The organism is Staphylococcus sp. CoH_129_LAB_1 (assembly GCF_058191515.1).
Window position 1 is genome coordinate 1 of record NZ_JBXWKZ010000007.1, and the last position, 18,317, is coordinate 18,317.

Here is an 18,317-nt window from a genome sequence, read left to right on the forward strand (position 1 = left end):
ATTCAAAAAATTAAAATTGAACGGTTTAGTTAAGTAATGCTTATTTTATTTGTAAATGCTTGACTAATCGTAGGAAAAAGGGTGGGACAGAATTCTTTTTGAATTCGTTGGCCCACCCTGAGTCTTAAACTTCAATATAGAGACTTTCGTTTTAAAAGTCTTTATATTGAAGCACCAGGACTGAAATTAAAAATGTTTTTTTATAATCTTATTTTTAATTCGATCCTTGACTACTAATATGCTAAAAACCTCTGAGATTTCTATTTTCTTCCTAATCTTTACTAATATTATACATTTAATTTCTTTTGATATCTTACTTGTCTTTTAAGTGGATGATATTTACTTAGTTCAGGTAGTTCAAAGTAATCAAATAATGACATTCCAATTTTTTCCATTACTTTTCTAGAGGCTAAATTCCCCTCAGCAGTAAGGCTGTATACTTCTTCTATTCCTTTTTCTTTTGCGTATTCTAAAACACCCTTAGCACCTTCAGTAGCGATACCATTCCCCCATACTTCAGGAATAAGTCGCCATCCAATTTCATATATAGGTAAATTTTCAAAAGGATATTTACTATCCTGTGGTAAGTAGTTTAATCCTATATATCCTAGCCATGCTCCCGTCTCTTTAAGTTCAACAGCAAACAACCCAATTCCTTTTTCTTTTAAAATACCATCCATTCGCTGCATATCTAATTCAGAACGTCTATAACTTAATAGACTTGGAAAATAGCGTCTTACCTGAGGATTTGCATTCATTTTTTGAAAAGATAATAAGTCTTCTTTCTCCCAATCACGCAATCTCAATCTTTCTGTTTCTATATAAACAACCATTTATCCACACTCCATTATCAAAATACAATTATGAAAAAAGTGTGGCATGGAGATTTAACCATAACACACTTCGTATCATTCATTTTGATTAAAAGGTTATTAAGCTTTTGAAATATAACTTATTAATTCAATATGTACTGGAATTTCTTTTAACTTATTACGTTGATTTTTGGGTGCTACAAATGTTGCATCGATATAATCATTACGATGATTAAGTTTAAAAGTAGCTACAAAAGTATCACTTTCTGATTCAAAATTTGGTAAATGTGCTACAACACGTTTAATGTCTCCAGTTGAATTCGTTACTGTACGTCCAGTAATATTTTCAATCTCTTTACCTAATTCTGGAAGTGTAATGTCACGTCCCTCTAGGATTTGAAAATCATATTCATGCATAGTTATCTCTCCAATACTATAAATTATGTGCTAAATTTCATTATTATATTTTTAAATTTTATTTTCAAATATATGGACATTATATTTAAAATGTATTTAAATACTATTACCCTTCTTATTCTATCACCAAACCTGTAGTCATTTAAAACTCGTATTAGTCACTCTCTGCGGAAGAACTAGAACTTGTAGTGTCACTTGATTGTTCGCTATTTGAGCCACTACTTTGTTTTTCAGTACTACTAGAATTTTCATTTGATGAATTCGCTTGATTTGAGTCATCCTTTTTGGCTTTTTCAGTCTCTTGTTTAACTGATTCTTTTGCAACAGAACTATCTACTTCTTTTTGTAACTTTTCTCGTTGTGTATTGAGCTTTTCTTTTTGTTTCTCTAGATTACCTTTTTCCTTTTTTAAATCTTTATTTTCTTTTTCTAGCTGTTTAATATCATTTTCTAAAGACACTCTTTCTTCACTTTTACCACACGCAGTCAACATTAAAGACATTGATAGTAAAAGTACAATCCACTTCTTCATTTATTTCTCCTTTAAATATATATCAATAACATTTATTTTAACATGAAATGTGGCTTGATTCATTTTATTATTTTAAGTCTTTTTTCATTTTAACATGAGTAACACGATATCCTCGTTCATGGTTGATATGAATCATTTGTTCATTATTCATATCAACTGTGCTTTCGATAGAATGAGCACCTTGTTCTATCGCCCATTGTTCTAATGATAATTTTAGGTTTGTGGCTATTCCACTATTTCGAAAATCAGGGTGTGTATATATCATTTCAATAGTTACTACTTTCGTACTCATTTCAATATGACCCCAAATAAAAGCAGCTAGTTTTCTATAATCATGATTTGATTCAATAACGTAAATAATATCTTGATTCATTTTTAATCTTCTCTCAATTATTTCTTGTCTTAAAGCTATTGAAAGTATTGTAGCATGATAGTTTGATACACTTTTTTCTAAATAGTATTCATGTATACTTGCAATATTTTCAATTAATTGATAATCAGTAATTGAAAGAATTCTCATTTCGTATTCTCCCTATTTATACATTATATTCTTTACATAACTATGATATGATTATCCATATTTAATACGTCATAATCAATTTTAAGGGGATAATAAATGAAATCGACTGCAACATTAGCACGTGAAAACAATGTAAAATCAATGCGCTTAAATAATACTGATCGAGAGATTTTTGAAAACTACATGACTTACATTAGAGCAGATTTACGTGTAAATCCTCATGATAGCGAGTTGATGCTCAATCGTATTTTGAAGGAGTTACTAGCTGCGGAGGATGATGGAACTTTAGCTTTGGAATTTTTTGATCATGATCCAAAAGCACACGCTAAAAAACAACTTAAATCCCTGCCAAATGAAACATTTAAAAATATTGTTAAATCTATTTTTAGAAATTTTATTTTTTTAATAGGTATATTCTTTTTCTTTAAGGGATTTATCGGTTTTTTCGTTCCTGATAATCATAATGAAGTATATTTATACACCTTTCCTGTTACGCTCATCATTGGTTTAGCTATTATATTTCTTTTTATTTTAGTCGTTTTTAAAACGGTTCAATTACAGTGTTTTAATGATTCTCATTGGATATGGTGGTTTAATTACTGTATTATCGCATTACTAGTGGTCGCACTGTTTTATGTGTTTTTTATTCCACAGTCATTTTTGGCATATGGACCTAGTATTCAAATCAATAATTGGGCATTTATTATCATCTCACTAATTATTACACCTATTGCTTTCTATATAGAACATCATTTTGTTGATGAAGATTCAAATACCGTTTTGTAGAAGCAATTAAAATATTAAATAAACGCCTGGACCATAATAATAGAAATTTTTAATATGGTCCAGGCGTTTGTACCCAGCTTTTTTCAATTCTAATGGATTCCAAGCAAAGAGACTTTCATAAAGAACGTTTACGTCAACACAAGTTAATATTCGATGCTTGAGTGGGTGATGAATTCAAAATGAATTCTTTCCCACTCTTTATTTTTGATACTTAATCATTTCAATTAACTACTGTATTTTAATATTTGAAGATGTAAACTTTTGGTCTTTGGTGAAAAATATTAAAATCATGCCAATAAAAATAGATAAGGCAGAAACGTAAAAAACATTTTCTAATCCAACCCAATGACTCATTACGCCCCCTAATAAGTTCCCACATAATTGTCCTATAACCATTGCATTAGCGAATAAAGTTGACGCATAACCAGGAAAATCAGGTAATATATCTTGGAAATAACTAATACCAAGTCCTAATAATATCGCTAAGTAAAACGCTAAAAATACTTGTCCTATCATCATCATATATATATTTTCGAATATACCAATACTAAAATAGAATAAACCGCCACTTATGGCTCCAAATATAAGCAAAGTGCGTGTAGATAATTTTGACGCTAAAATTCCCAATATAACCATAAACGGCACTTCTAAACCGGCACATAAACTTGCTAAAGTGCCTACATAACCTTCTTTTTCTTTCAAATATTCTGTAACAAATAACGGCATATTCATTGTATACATCCATTGACCAATATGTAGAAGGATAAAAGCAATAAAGGGGATAAATAAAGTTTTATCTTTTAACATATTAGGTGCTGTCTTTTCAATACTAGCAGTGTCTTTAACCTGTTCGTTGATAGACAGATTTAAATCTTTATAAAAGAATATTTGTAATAACAGCGTAAATAATAAAATTATAACCGTACCACCAAATAGCCCTGCATAGCCCTTAAATTGAATGAGATATGCACCAATGAGTGGGCCAAACAAAAAGCCAAAAGAGAACATCGATCTTAATACTGTATTAGCAAATTTCGCATTATTCCTTGATGAAGATGCATTAATAGATTCTCTAGCAGATGCATATAGTTGAGGCATTGCAGGTGCGAACAATCCTTGAAATACCGCATATACTATAATAAATAGCCATATGTGATGTATGTAAAAATATATAGAAAAACTAAGTGCTCCCATAAATAGCGCACAAATAATAAGTATTTTTCGATTAATATTATGGGTATCAGAAAATCTAGCAACAATAGCATTCATAGTAAATTGACTTACTGCAGCTAAAGCTAAAAGAACGCCAAACTGATTTGTCGACATTCCTAGTTCTTTTGTTGCAAACAAAACAAAGTATGGCACTGTAATGGCAATACCCATTCCTAAAAGCATCATATTAATAAGAAATAATTTATAGTTTTTAATATGCAATAGTGCTGAAAACATATACTATACCTCTATTCTTCTTTTAAATTGCAATATTACTTAACTATTATTTAATAAAATTAAGCATTAAAGACACAAAAGAATCAACTTGTGGTAGTTGCAACATACTACTATCATAACTCATATAAGTTGGGCGAATGAGCGGAAGGCTATCAATGTTTACTTTTTCAAACTCAAATAAGCGATTATCAATATTCTTCATCATTATTTCTGGAAGAATGGTTACTCCTACGCCACTTACTAACATTTCTTTACATGTTGCCACTTGATCTACTGTAATGGTAGCATGATAATCTTTGCCGAATTTTTCACTATACCAATGCTTAATTTGATTAATGTATATTGGGTCTGCTTGAAACTCAATAAACGGCAATTTTGAAAGATTTTCTTGACGTTCTTTTGGATAAATAAAGTAATGTTCATCATCAAATAAATGGATATTCTTTAAATTCATTACTTTATTCCCTCTAGTAATTAAAACGTGATAATCTCTATGATTTGATTTAATTTGTTCTGTTGAACCCACTTGAACCTGTATTTCTACATTAGGAAATTGTGTATTATATAAACTCAATACTTGGGGTAATATCGTTTGTCCAATTAAAGACGAACATCCTATAGATATGGTTCCATTTACTTCACCTATGTGAGCTTGTATTTTATCGAAAAATATTTTCTCTCTCTTCAACATATCACGCGCATGCTCAATAATCATTGCACCTTCTGTAGTTGTAATTAATTGTTTTTTTGTACGAATAAATATTTCTACTCCAAACGCACGTTCAATTGTTTTCAAACGCTGAGTGACTGCTGGTTGTGATATATATAAAATTTCCGCCGCCTTTCTTAATGTTTTCGTTTCATCTAATGTAATTAATAATTGATAATCTTCAATTTTCATAGCTTCCCCCTTATGTTTATCCACGAATATGGCTATGATAGAAAATAAAATTGATACTATTCATTTCTATTTTAGTACTAATAAAATATAACTACGCTTTCTTTTGCTTATTTAGTTTACCTATCATCTTTTTATAACAATGCATAATTCGATGATGCACATCTGAAAAATTTTCATCAATCTCAATCATTAATTGATGAGCGATAATATAGGCTTCATGGTATTGTTTTTTTGTAATTTGTCCATTTTTCAAAGCTAGTTCTAAATCATATTCATCTACTAATTCATATTCACCAGTAGATGGTAAAACCAACACATCTAAAAATAAATCTAATGTTCTCGCATTCCCTTTTTGAGTAATATTTTTAATGTTAATATCAAAATAATACTCTAATGGATTCCCCTTATCATCAAACATTGCAGTAATACTATAGCGCTTTTTTTCTGGTAAAATTTGTAACCATTTGTAGTTATTATCTACTACAACTACATTTTGATCGACCACCGTCACCTCTAAAGGTTCACGTACCTTTTTCATCGTGACCAAGCCAATAATACCTTTAAACCTATTATTATTCACCTTAACTTCTATGTAATCACGTTCAATTAGGCGACGCCAGTGACGTTTATCTATGTATTTGATTTTCATAAAGCCACCAACTCCTTGTCATTATTATATTAAACTAAGTAAACCATGTCATCTTATGGCACACATTATTACTATTAACATATAAATTTATTAATTTTTCAATTTTTATTTTACTATAACTATTAAATTTTTTCGTAAAATTGACAAAAATACTAAGGTTTGATAGTTTAATTCTATATTATCTGAAAATTCTAAATAAAAAAGGAGTTTTATACATGACAGTTAGACCATTTCGAGCGGACCACGTGGGAAGTTTATTACGTCCTAAGCGCCTAAAAGAAGCTAGATTTAAATATAATAATAATGAAATATCTTTAGATGAATTAACACGTATTGAAGATGAAGAAATCGAGCGTATTATTGAAAAACAAATTGAGATTGGTTTACATAGCATTACAGATGGGGAATTCCGTAGAAGTTGGTGGCACTTTGATTTTTTAGAGAATATTAATGGTGTAGAAGGATACACTCCTGATCATGGATTAGATTTTGAAGGTATAGAAACACGTGCGCATAATGTGAGAATTGTGGACAGAGTATCATTTAACCCTAATCACCCACACTTTGAACACTTTAAGTTTCTATATAAAAAAGTAGCTGGTCGAGCGACCGCTAAAGTATCTATACCTAGTCCAAATCAATTATTCCATCCTAATATTTTAAACGAGACGATTTATCCTAATATTGAAGATTTTGCACATGATATTGCAAAAGTTTATCATGATTCTCTACAATCCTTTTATGATTTAGGGGCTCGTTATATTCAATTAGATGACGTATACTAGGCTGGTTTAACTGACGGTACCCAAAAAGTGAGAGGTCGTCAACGCTCTGAAGATGAAAAAATAAAAGCACGTGACTTAGCCTACAAAGTCATTAATAAAGCTATTGAAGGATTGCCAGATGATTTAATTCTTACGACTCATATTTGTCGTGGTAACTATAAATCGACTTGGGCAATTTCTGGAGGATATGAAGCCATTGCCCCTTATCTATTTAAAGAAAATCTAAATGGTTTCTTCTTAGAGTATGATGATGAACGTTCAGGTGACTTTGAACCGCTTCGCTTTTTTAATAACAATGCCTATGCAGTTCTAGGACTTATCACTTCTAAAACAGGTGAATTGGAAAATAAAAAAACGATTCAAGAAAGAATTAAAAAAGCAGAACAATATATAGATATTGACCATATCTGTATTAGTCCACAATGTGGTTTTGCTTCAACAGAAGAAGGCAACACTCTAACAGAACAAGAACAATGGAACAAGTTAGCCTATGTTGTAGAATTAGCTAAAGAACTCTTTGGAACTGCTGAATAATATCAGTGATTTTGTAATATATCTTTTTTTCAAATAAAATATTTCAAAAAAGACACTTCATCAATTCAGTTACGCATAACTAAATTAATGAAGTGTCTAACTATTAATACTCAATTTTTAAAATGCATATTTTTGAATTATTCGGCGATATTGTGGATAGATTTTCATCAACTCATCTTGTGCGAACAATTCAAAGTACTCAAATTCAAATGCAGGTTGACACATACAACCTACCAAACTATAACCTTCCGAATGTGGTACACTCGAAGCAAAAATGGTTCCTTTAGGCACAACATATTGTAATGCTTCTCCATTGTCTACATTTGGACCTAACAAGATACTACGATACTGGCCATCTTCTGTTAACATATGTATCTCTAATGATACGCCAGCATGATAATACCATACTTCATCAGCATCTATACGATGAAAATGCGAGATTTCATCTGATTTTAATAAGAAAAGTATACTACTAAAAGAGGCACGTTCATCTTTTTTGGTATCCTCAGGTCGAATCATTTCTTTATAATATCCACCTTCTGGATGAGGTTTTAATTCTAACGATTGTATCCAAAAAGAAGCAGTCCGTTCCATTATTTTAAGTCCACATTATGGAAAACATTTTGAACATCTTCCAAATCTTCAAGTGCATCAATAAGCTTTTCAAATGTGGCTTGATCATCTGCTGATAATTCAATATCAGTTTGAGGTAACATTTCAAACTCTGCAACTTTAAAATCTTCTACTCCCGATTGACGCAATGCATCTTGTACCTGGGCAAATTGATCTGGTTCTGCATACACAATTGTTAAACCATCTTCTTCAATCACATCTCTGACATCTACATCTTGTTCCATTAAGATTTCTAAAACATCATCTGCTGATTTGCCTTCAACACCAAATGTTGCAGTATGATCAAACATATAAGCAACTGAACCAGATACACCCATATTACCACCATTTTTACCAAATGCTGCTCTAACATCAGATGCTGTACGATTTACGTTATTAGTTAAGGCATCTACAATAAGCATTGAACCACTTGGACCAAAGCCTTCATAACGTAAGTGATCATAATTTTCATCTCCAGCGCCTTTAGCTTTATCGATGGCTCTATCTATAATATGATTTGGAACAGAATATGTTTTTGCTCTTTCTAACACAAGTCTTAATGCCTGATTGGATTCAGGATTTGGCTCGCCTGATTTAGCTGCTACATAAATTTCTTTACCAAATTTTGCATATATTCTACTAGTATTTTTATCCTTTTGGGCTTTTTTTTCTTTAATATTATTCCATTTACGTCCCATAATGTCATCTCGCTTTCTTACTCAATAATATTTATTATATAGTATTAATAATTTATTGTCTAAATTGAAAAAGTTTGTTCCCTATAAAAATAAAAAATACTGACAAAGCATTCCCCCCTGTCAGTACTCCCCAAATTCTTTTAATTAGTTACTTAAAAATCTTTCTACATCATTAAATAAAGCATGAAATTGATCGATATTTGATTTATTCATATAGATAAAAATTTTTCGTTCATCCTCTGTTGAACGAACCTTACTTAATTTTTCTTTTTCTATAAGTCTACGAATAGAAACGAGTAATTTGGTTCTACTCAATTCTAATTCTTCAATCGCAATTTTTAAAAATTCTTGCATTAAGATTTGATCGTCTGCTGTATACTCATACGCTAATTTTAATAAAGCCAAATCATTTAATGTTAGTTTATATTCTTTATCTATATATTCAGACAACGCTTTATATTGTTTATAGATTTTTAGCAAGTGATTTAATTTATCATTACTCAAACATTTGCACCTCCAATAAAAGCGAACAATTCAACTTTTATTATCCGTTACTTTTGGAGTTCTGTCTTTTGCATTTGTTTTGAATTTTTTGTTAAATTTACTAATAAACTTAAATATTGTTGTAAAAAATATTATTTTTTTAAATTTTTATTATTTATATATTTCAATTACGTATAATCCGTTGTAATCTAGTTTAATTTGTAATGCCTCTTCATTAATATCATGTTCCTTAATTTTAAAAGAAGGATGCAAAAGTCGATTTACTTTCTTCAAGAATTGTTTAGACCATTCATAACGATGACGTATATCATCAGTAATTATATGATTAATATTGCCATTGAACTCATCAATCTTTTGAATTTTTATTAAATTTTTTTTTGTTTTTTTATATTTAAAGTCTATATAAATATCTGTTTTTTCATAACTAGCATTGCGTGATTCACTTTCTAAAACACGCCAATCATATATAAATAGTATAAATTTTTTATCATCTTCCATCATTATATAATGATCTTTAACATATTTTACTTGTTTACTAAGCATCATAATATAAGGAATCATAGTACCTAATATTGTTTGAAATCCTTTTTCATCAAATAAATGTAAAGCGTTAAATTGTTGAATATTCTTTCTAAAATCGAAACCGATACCATCAAAATACTGCGCTGACTTAATATTTGTTTCAACAAGTAAAGGGGCACTACTATTTAAATCATTATATTCACTGTTTAAAAAAGCATGATTTTCTACATTTAAAAATATAATCTTTTGGTTCTCTAAATCAATTTGTTTTAAAATCTCACGTATATTTTGATATTGTAATATATTCTTAACTAATAACCGATTATTATCTTCTATTAAATATGGTGATTTCAGTTTTGCGTTATCTATATATAGAAAATGAAAATTCACTCTTTTAATTTGCGATTCTAACGTTTTAAATAGAACAGGGTTATTTAATAATTTACTTATTTCTAACCCAAAAGAAAATCGATTTGTCTTATGTTGAATTTTTAGTATCATACGATAAATCTCTTTCAAATCATTCATATCTATGTCGAAAACAAGACCTAATTCATGGGTCATATTCAATCCAACTTTATTCAGTTCGAGATAATCTAATACATTCTCATATATCATTTCAAGAAAATTAATTAGGCTTAAATCATCTAATTTAAAACTTACATTCAAATTTCTTTTGATAATATATTCAAATATGTATTGAATGTCTTCCAATTTAAAATGTTTTTTTATTTCTTTCATGCCTATGTTTACATAAATCATTAGTGATGGACGATACACATCAAGTACATCTACATATTTTTCTAGAAATAATAGTTTTATTTCTTCAATCGTATTAATTTGAATAACACACTGATATGGCTTAATTGATGTATCTATTTTTGAATCCACGTATATTTTATGTTCTGTTTTCTTTTGATAATGGTTCTGTTGTTGTTGTATTATATCTTTTATATGTTTTAAACTATCATCAATATGGGGTTCATAATCCATAAAAATCATTTTTTCATATTTGTTACACGATCTATATTCATTCGGTGTCATTCCCATATAAGTTTTAAAAGTTTTAGAATAACTTGAAGAATTACTAAAACCTACTTTTTCACTAATTAAACTAATCGTATCGTCCGTTTTCAATAATAATTCAAATGAATTTGCAATTTTTAAAGTATCGACATATGTTTTAAAACTCATATTTAATAGCTGAATAAATTGAGAAGATAAACTAGATTTAGATGTAAATAAATTAGATGAAATACCTTTTAATGTTAATTTCTTTTCAATATTTTCATTAATATAGTCTAATACTTCACTTAATTCCCCATAATACGAATAATTATATTGATCATTAGCAATACTCTTCTCTACACTACCTTGTTTTCCTATTATTTGAACAATATCAATAATGTGCTTATTATCTTTTGAAACAGAAAAATGGTTAATATGATTCATGGCTATATGTAATAGGGCTTTTTTTATTGTATTTATTGATTTAACTAAATTTGTTGAATATTTATATTCGAAGAAATTAAATCCTTCTTCTTCAAACCAATCACTTGCAATATAAATCATTAATGATTTTTCATTTTTAGATATTGAAAAAATATCTTTATTATTGATGATATATATATCATTATTGATAGTAACTTTTTTGGAAAAATGTTGAATTTCTAATGAACCTTCTATTGGGAATAGCAATATGATACCGTCTTGACAACGTGTCATTTGATATTCATGCTTAGTAAGTACGTGAAAATATCCATTAGACATATACTAACCTCTTTCTATTCATGGTAGTCCTTCTTTTAATATTTTTATATAAAAATGCTTATTTATAGGTGTTTAAATGTAAATCTATCACAACATTAATACTAAAGCAAAAATACATATAATTATAAATTAAGTTTGAATTTTCATTAAATTTATACGTAAATTAGAAAAAGATGTTCTATCATCGCTTTCTTACTTTTAACAAAATAAATAGAAGTTTTATGACATTATTTATTTGAAATATTTTGAAAACAACACGAGAACATCTTTTATGACAATGAATATTTAATTTTTAAAACGATTTGCTAAATTCAATATATCTTTTATGATATTTAATAAATTAAGAAATAAATTAAATCCCATTTCTCTCGGAGTAAATCTTCCACGTTTCATTCGATTAAAGTCGAATAATGTATACAATAGAAATAGAACTAAACTGACCATTGTAATGACAGTATGAAATATTGAATTATGGATAAACAATCCTACTAAGCTAGAAATAATAAGAGCAATTAAAGTTACAAATAAATATTTACCTAAGCTAGAAGCATCATTAATAACAAAATATCCTAACATTCCAAATACAATGAACGCTATAATGGCCAACAATATATTTTTATAAAAAACATCTGCGCCTAAATTTTGCAGATACATCGTAAATGTCGCATAAGATAATAAACCAATAATAATAGCATAGATATGTGAGATAATAAGTCCATATTTTCGTGCTCTTTTAATAAATAAAGTTGCTAATAAAATCACGAATAGTGCAATGGATAAGGGACGTCGCCATTCTGTAGGTAAATATTGTCCTAAATAACATCCAATTCCAAAAATAAGCCAATAATACGTAAAAAATAGCCATACTTTACTATATGCATGATTTTGATGTGAGGTATGCTCTGAATGATCGTGCTGTTGTTCACTATTTACTATATTTGAAAAACTTGCCATTTTAAACTCCTCTTATTAAAATTTATCTCTTGATATTGTACATTATTTATTGGAAAAATTAAAAAATTATAACTTTTTTAATTTAGTGGCTTATTATATTGAAACTATCTAAAAGTTGTACTAAATAAAAGTTATTGAAATTAGTTCACTATTTTCTTCTACTCATACTATGTGTTTAACTTATTTCCATTATAAAATGTTACAAATTTATCGTAATAATTATAATTCTCCTTTTAAAATAAACGATAAAAGACTACTGTATCAGTGCTTTTAATTCATTTACAAAAATTAGAATTATTTTTAATAATATTACAAGATAATAACAATGCCCATAATTACATGTTTTTTTGATAGTATGTATACGTGATATAAAGACGCAAATTATACAAATTTAACAATAATTAATTCAAAAAAATAAAATTCAAGGAGGAATTATAGTTTGAAAAAGTTAGCTTTTACATTATCTGTTGCGTCAGGAGCTGTATCAATTTTTTCTCATCACGCTGAAGCATCAACACAATATACTGTTAAATCTGGAGATTCTTTATGGAGTATTGCAAGTAAATACAATATATCTGTTGGAACACTAAAAAAAAGTAATCAATTAAGTGATAATTTAATTTTTCCAGGACAAGTCTTAACAATCGATGGGTCATCAACTACAACATCTAATACTCATTCATCAAGTGGTTCGCCTACGACTTATACTGTTCAAAATGGAGATTCACTTTCTTTAATTGCTAATAAATATGGAACTTCAGTGACTAACTTAATGAATGCAAACAATCTTTCAAATTATTTAATTCATCCTGGGCAAGTATTAAAAATTCCTAGTAGTTCAAATAGTATACGTCCATCATACACTACTTCTTCTCACGATACTGAGTATACTTCACCAACTTTAAACCATCAAAATCTATATACTGCTGGTCAATGTACATGGTATGTATTTAATCGTCGTGCTCAAGCTGGATTACCTATCAGTACATATTGGTCCGATGCGAAATATTGGGCTGCAAATGCCTCTTCGGATGGTTTTACTGTGAATCATACACCTACTGTCGGAGCAATTATGCAATCGACTTACGGTTATTATGGTCATGTAGCATATGTTGAACGAGTAAATCCAGATGGTAGTATTTTAATTTCAGAAATGAATTATACATATGGACCTTACAACACTGACACACGTGTTATACCTGCTTCATTAGTTTCTAGCTATAGCTATATTCACTAGTATAAAAGCACATAAAAGATATAAATAAAAAACAAGCTTGAGACACGAATTGTCTCAAGCTTATTTTACATTTATATCAATTTAAAGAAAAATGTTTAAAATCCAAAATAGAATTGCAGCTAAAACCGCAGAAATCGGTAATGTAATAATCCATGTAATAATCATGCGTTGCGCTGTATTCCATTTTACACCTTTCGCACGATTCGACGCACCTACACCTAAAATTGATGATGATACAACATGTGTTGTTGATAATGGAAAATGTAATGATGAAGCTACAAAAATCGTTAATGCTGAAGATAAATCAGCAGCTGCCCCATTAGCAGGTCGTATTTTCATTATATTTCCACCTACTGTTTTAATAATTTTCCAACCACCAATTGCAGTTCCTAGACCCATTGCTGTTGCACAAGCAATTTTAACCCATAATACTGGTTCAACATTTGATGGATCTTGTAATTTCGCTACAATTAAAGCAAGTGTGATAATACCCATTGATTTTTGAGCATCATTTGTGCCATGTGAAAATGATTGAAGTGCTGCAGTAAACACTTGGAAAAAGCGGAAATTACGATTTGCTCTAGTAAGATTCGCGTTTTTAAAAATAATTTTAACAATTGTATACATTATAAAACCAACACAAAATGCAATAATTGGTGAAATAATTAATACAATAATAATTTTAGTAAAACCTTGATAATGTAATACTGTAACACCTTGCGCAGCTACTGCAGCACCAGCAATAGCGCCAATTAAAGCATGAGATGAAGAACTTGGTATACCATATAACCAAGTAATCAAATTCCAAACAATAGCAGCAATAATAGCTGCTAATACTACTACTAGACCGTTATGTAACTTAAATGGGTCTACGATATCTTTAGTAATTGTTCCAGCTACCCCTGTAAAAGTAAGTGCACCTATAAAGTTCATAACTGCCGCTAGAAGAATAGCTGTTCTTGGTGTCAATGCACGTGTAGAAACCGCAGTAGCAATTGCATTTGCCGTATCATGAAAGCCATTGATAAAGTCAAAGACTAGAGAAAATGCAACGATAGCTATAGTGATGACTAATACATATTCCATAATTTAAAACTCCCTTAGCTATTTTTCATGATAATTGTTTCAAAGTTGTTAGCAACAGCTTGACATTTATCAGCAATATTTTCTAAGCTTTCGTAAATATCTTTAATTTTAATTAAAGTAATTGGATCTGTTTCGCTATTAAAGATATGTTTAATTGATTGTCTTAATATACCATCACAATTTGTTTCAAATTCTTTAATATTAATTGAATGAATTCTCATGTGAGATAATTTTTTATCAACAAGTAAACCCACTGCTAATTTCATTTCAGCTACTGCTTTTTGAATATTTTCAACAAATTCAGCCATATATTCATCAGTATATTCAATTGAATACATTTCAAACATTCCAGATGTTTCTTCCATTGCGTCAAGTACATCATCAATTGCATTACACAATGATAAAATATCTTCTCGTTCAATAGGAGTAATAAATGTTTGGTTTAAGTCAGTAATGACTTTGTGCATAAGTTCGTCACCATGTGACTCGTATGTTTTAATATTGTCAGAATAAGCTTTTAAATCTAAATGTGTATTAAAATCCATTTTCCCGAATTCTACAGCTGCACGGTCCAGATTAAATACCATTTCTTCTAATTGAACCATAAACTTATCCTTTTTCTTAGTGAACATTATAATGCCTCCATTTTAGCGATTGCTATCAATCACACGTTTATTATTTAATTTTAAGACAATTTAAAATCGAGCTACATTTACAATAGATTAATTTAAAATATTATTTAGAAAGCTTTTGTAAAATTTATGTAAATATAATGTTATATCAATTACGATACACTTCCACTTAACACCTAAGTTGTCTCTAATTGAAAATATCATAAATTTTTCATCTCTACAATAAATTTACAAATTCTTTACAAATTCGAAATATTCTCTTTTAAATTGAATGATTGATTGTTCGCTTAGAATGATTATAGGCAATGAATGCAAACATACTATACACTATTGTATAAACAGTCATAACTGTAAAAATAGACGTCTGATTGGTAAACCCTATAAATTTCATAAATACAAGTGCTGCGAAATACGCATGACACAAAGCAATAACTAAAGGTAGTCCGAAGTTAAAAGCCACTTTCAGTTTTAGACCTCTATCCATGTCTTTTTGAGTAAAGCCTAATTTACGTAATATTGAATAATTTTCTAATTCATCTTCAGTTTCATCAATTTGTTTAATGTAGATAATACACCCAGTGGCTATAAGAAATGCAATACCTAAAAAAGAACTTACAAATAACAAAATTCCTGTTAAACTTGAAATTTCACTTGCTATTTCACTTCTAGTTTTTAAGTTTTGATCCATATGGTCTACAATTTTTTCTAATCTAGGTATATCTTTTTTATGTTTTAAATCAAAGCCATGTTGAGAAATGACGTACTTATTTTTTACATGTTGTTTCATATATTGATAATCTTTGTCATTAAGCACGAGTGTCGGTCCACCTAAATCTATACTTTCTTTAAAATAAACTTTATGAATTACTTTTTGAAGTTGAATTTTAGTATGATGTCGTTTCGTCCCAATCATTGTCGTTCCATGTGGTCGATGTTTAGTTAATTCAGGAATAACATCCTCTGGGATAATCAAATCTGCTTGGCCCTTTTTCAAAGAAATATTCGAAAAGTAGTCTTCACTTGTTATAGTCACCGAGTAAGGTTTAGCTGCATTTACATCAAATAAATGATCTTTATATAAATGCGTATACACTACTTGCTTATAATTATAGTTATATGCAATATGTTGTTGCTCTAATTGATATTTTAACTTTTCGGAAAAGGTATCGCTTTTCGTTGTTACTTCATAGGGTGATTCTAATGCAATTTCTTTACTTAAAGAGCCTCGACTAATCGCTGCAAAACATAAAACAGATACAGTAATAGCAGAAATAATAGAAATGACCGTTAAAGAGAAAGCATTCTTTCTAATTCTAAACATTAATGAGGATGTAAAAATAACATCGTTTACAGTTACATTTCCATTTTTAAATAATTTAATTATTTTTAATATTAAAGACACCGAACTTCTGAAAAAGAAGTAGGCTCCAATAACAGTTAAAAATAAAATAATAAAAGGTAATGCGATATCGTCTAGTAATTCGACGAATCGTATAGATAAATAATATCCTACCAAAATAAAAACAATACCTAAAATTCCTAGAATAATTTCTCCAAGTGTAATCTGTTTACCTGTTTCATCTATATATTCTTCAGACTCCATTAATTGAGTAACAGAATATTTATTCAAGAAAATGATGGCTTGAAGAATAATTAAAATATATGCGCTGATTAAAATAAATAAAGTTTGAATGATAGCGTCTACACTAAAAATAAGTGAAACTGAGGTATGTATACCTAATAATTTCAATATAATCATAAGTAAAATTTTAGATCCAACAATCCCTATAATCACGCCTATAACTGCTGTAATTAAAAAAATAAACAATTGTTCTAGCATAAACATATAAATAATGCTTGCTTTATTTAAACCCATAATCTGTAATAGCCCTAGTTCATAACTTCGTCTTTTAATAAAAAGCATATTAGTATACATAATAAAAACAACAATGATAATAAATAAAAAATAACTTCCTATTTTAGAACCTTCTTTAATAATAGCTAAAGACTCATGTATATGTAGATGATGAACATATTTAATCGTAATAAAACTAAAATATAAAACGGTACTAATGACTAATGAAAAAATATAAATAGCATAGTGCCTAATATTTCTTAGGAAATTTCTCCAAATAATATAGCTAAAACTCATAAATCTTGCCACCTAATATACTTTGTGCTCTTAATATTTCTTCATAAAATAATTGTTTGTTATCTTGTCCTTGATAAATTTCAGTAAATATTAAGCCATCTTTCAACATTATAACTCGATTAGAAAAACTTGCTGCAAGTGGGTCATGAGTAACCATAATAATAGTTACATTATATATTTTATTTATTTTTTCGAAACGCGCTAATAAATCTCTAGTGTTCTTAGAATCTAAAGCGCCTGTTGGTTCATCAGCAAAAATAATTTTAGGGTATGTAATAAATGCACGTGCTGCAGACGTACGTTGACGTTGTCCTCCAGAGATTTCAGAAGGATATTTGTCACTAATATCATATATATTAAGTGCTTCAGTAATTTGTCTATAACGTTTATTCATTTCTTTTTTATTTAATCTAAACACTGACAAAGGCAACATAATATTTTCTTTTACAGTAAGCGTATGTAATAAATTGTATTCTTGAAAAATAAATCCAATATCTTTTTTTCTAATTTCTGATAGTTCTCTATTTGATAACTTTTCCAATTGTTTACAGTCTAGCGTTACAGATCCTTGTGATAAATAATCAATTGAACTTAAAACATTAAGTAATGTTGTTTTACCTGATCCAGAAGGACCCATAATTGAAACGAACTCTCCTGCTTCAATACTTAAATCAATTCCTCTTAACACTTCTTGTATCGTTTGTTTTGTTCCATATGTTTTAACAATTTGTTTTGCTTGTAATATTGTCAATTTAGAATGTACCT

At 28.8% G+C, this 18,317-nt stretch carries 18 protein-coding genes and 1 pseudogene; 3 read left to right on the forward strand and 16 right to left on the reverse strand.

Annotated features, from left to right (window positions below):
- Window positions 1-287: 287 nt before the first annotated feature.
- The 4 genes from AC2FB1_RS03515 to AC2FB1_RS03530 all read right to left on the reverse strand — a co-directional run bounded on the left by AC2FB1_RS03515 (window position 288) and on the right by AC2FB1_RS03530 (window position 2,281).
- Entirely contained in the window at window positions 288-833 is a 546-nt protein-coding gene (locus AC2FB1_RS03515; RefSeq protein WP_490673901.1) for a GNAT family N-acetyltransferase, read from the reverse strand.
- A 99-nt stretch (window positions 834-932) separates the two neighbouring features.
- Window positions 933-1,229 carry a hypothetical protein gene (locus AC2FB1_RS03520; protein WP_490673902.1) on the reverse strand — a complete coding sequence of 99 codons (297 nt, stop codon included), beginning with the start codon at window positions 1,227-1,229 and terminating at the stop codon, window positions 933-935.
- Window positions 1,230-1,383: 154 nt separating this feature from the next.
- On the reverse strand, window positions 1,384-1,761 hold the full coding sequence (locus tag AC2FB1_RS03525; RefSeq protein WP_490673903.1) for an SA0632 family lipoprotein: 378 nt from the start codon (window positions 1,759-1,761) through the stop codon (window positions 1,384-1,386).
- Window positions 1,762-1,828: 67 nt separating this feature from the next.
- Complete coding sequence (locus AC2FB1_RS03530) at window positions 1,829-2,281, reverse strand: GNAT family N-acetyltransferase (protein ID WP_490673904.1); 453 nt, start codon at window positions 2,279-2,281, stop codon at window positions 1,829-1,831.
- 96 nt (window positions 2,282-2,377) lie between these two features.
- Here AC2FB1_RS03530 and AC2FB1_RS03535 point away from each other — a divergent pair, with 96 nt between their 5' ends.
- The gene (locus AC2FB1_RS03535; protein WP_490673905.1) at window positions 2,378-3,067 is read left to right on the forward strand and encodes a DUF1129 family protein; all 690 of its coding nucleotides are present in this window, start codon (window positions 2,378-2,380) and stop codon (window positions 3,065-3,067) included.
- Between the two features lie 228 nt (window positions 3,068-3,295).
- Here AC2FB1_RS03535 and AC2FB1_RS03540 read toward each other — a convergent pair whose 3' ends face one another.
- The 3 genes from AC2FB1_RS03540 to AC2FB1_RS03550 form a co-directional block, all read right to left on the reverse strand.
- Window positions 3,296-4,516 (reverse strand): sugar efflux transporter, encoded by a 1,221-nt coding sequence (locus AC2FB1_RS03540; protein ID WP_490673906.1) that lies wholly within the window; start codon window positions 4,514-4,516, stop codon window positions 3,296-3,298.
- Window positions 4,517-4,562: 46 nt separating this feature from the next.
- Window positions 4,563-5,417 carry a LysR family transcriptional regulator gene (locus AC2FB1_RS03545; RefSeq protein WP_490673907.1) on the reverse strand — a complete coding sequence of 285 codons (855 nt, stop codon included), beginning with the start codon at window positions 5,415-5,417 and terminating at the stop codon, window positions 4,563-4,565.
- A gap of 91 nt (window positions 5,418-5,508) precedes the next feature.
- Window positions 5,509-6,066, reverse strand: coding sequence for a ribonuclease FAU-1 family protein (locus AC2FB1_RS03550; protein ID WP_490673909.1), 558 nt, complete (start codon window positions 6,064-6,066; stop codon window positions 5,509-5,511).
- Window positions 6,067-6,281: 215 nt separating this feature from the next.
- Between AC2FB1_RS03550 and AC2FB1_RS03555 the strand changes: the two are divergent.
- Window positions 6,282-7,385 (forward strand): annotated as a pseudogene (locus tag AC2FB1_RS03555) (5-methyltetrahydropteroyltriglutamate--homocysteine S-methyltransferase).
- Window positions 7,386-7,502: 117 nt separating this feature from the next.
- On the opposite strand, the gene AC2FB1_RS03560 reads toward AC2FB1_RS03555, so the two are convergent.
- The 5 genes from AC2FB1_RS03560 to AC2FB1_RS03580 form a co-directional block, all read right to left on the reverse strand.
- On the reverse strand, window positions 7,503-7,979 hold the full coding sequence (locus AC2FB1_RS03560; protein ID WP_490673910.1) for a cupin domain-containing protein: 477 nt from the start codon (window positions 7,977-7,979) through the stop codon (window positions 7,503-7,505).
- Entirely contained in the window at window positions 7,979-8,695 is a 717-nt protein-coding gene (locus tag AC2FB1_RS03565) for a YebC/PmpR family DNA-binding transcriptional regulator (RefSeq protein WP_490673912.1), read from the reverse strand. Before AC2FB1_RS03565 ends, AC2FB1_RS03560 begins: the two co-directional genes overlap by 1 nt.
- A gap of 144 nt (window positions 8,696-8,839) precedes the next feature.
- Window positions 8,840-9,199: a transcriptional regulator, SarA/Rot family gene (locus AC2FB1_RS03570; protein WP_490673913.1), complete on the reverse strand. Its 360-nt coding sequence runs from the start codon at window positions 9,197-9,199 to the stop codon at window positions 8,840-8,842.
- Between the two features lie 150 nt (window positions 9,200-9,349).
- A complete protein-coding gene (locus AC2FB1_RS03575) occupies window positions 9,350-11,491 on the reverse strand; it encodes a helix-turn-helix transcriptional regulator (protein ID WP_490673914.1) in 2,142 nt (713 codons plus the stop codon).
- A 285-nt stretch (window positions 11,492-11,776) separates the two neighbouring features.
- Entirely contained in the window at window positions 11,777-12,445 is a 669-nt protein-coding gene (locus tag AC2FB1_RS03580) for a Bax inhibitor-1/YccA family protein (RefSeq protein WP_490673915.1), read from the reverse strand.
- A gap of 439 nt (window positions 12,446-12,884) precedes the next feature.
- On the opposite strand from AC2FB1_RS03580, the gene AC2FB1_RS03585 reads away from it, so the two are divergent.
- Window positions 12,885-13,682: a LysM peptidoglycan-binding domain-containing protein gene (locus AC2FB1_RS03585; RefSeq protein ID WP_490673916.1), complete on the forward strand. Its 798-nt coding sequence runs from the start codon at window positions 12,885-12,887 to the stop codon at window positions 13,680-13,682.
- A gap of 81 nt (window positions 13,683-13,763) precedes the next feature.
- Here the strand turns inward: AC2FB1_RS03585 and AC2FB1_RS03590 are convergent, their stop codons facing one another.
- The 4 genes from AC2FB1_RS03590 to AC2FB1_RS03605 form a co-directional block, all read right to left on the reverse strand.
- Entirely contained in the window at window positions 13,764-14,768 is a 1,005-nt protein-coding gene (locus tag AC2FB1_RS03590; RefSeq protein WP_490673917.1) for an inorganic phosphate transporter, read from the reverse strand.
- A 14-nt stretch (window positions 14,769-14,782) separates the two neighbouring features.
- Window positions 14,783-15,400 carry a DUF47 domain-containing protein gene (locus tag AC2FB1_RS03595; RefSeq protein ID WP_490673918.1) on the reverse strand — a complete coding sequence of 206 codons (618 nt, stop codon included), beginning with the start codon at window positions 15,398-15,400 and terminating at the stop codon, window positions 14,783-14,785.
- Between the two features lie 262 nt (window positions 15,401-15,662).
- Window positions 15,663-17,552: an FtsX-like permease family protein gene (locus tag AC2FB1_RS03600; RefSeq protein ID WP_490673919.1), complete on the reverse strand. Its 1,890-nt coding sequence runs from the start codon at window positions 17,550-17,552 to the stop codon at window positions 15,663-15,665.
- Entirely contained in the window at window positions 17,542-18,303 is a 762-nt protein-coding gene (locus tag AC2FB1_RS03605) for an ABC transporter ATP-binding protein (protein ID WP_490673920.1), read from the reverse strand. The genes AC2FB1_RS03600 and AC2FB1_RS03605 overlap by 11 nt, the downstream gene beginning before the upstream one ends.
- Window positions 18,304-18,317 lie beyond the last annotated feature (14 nt).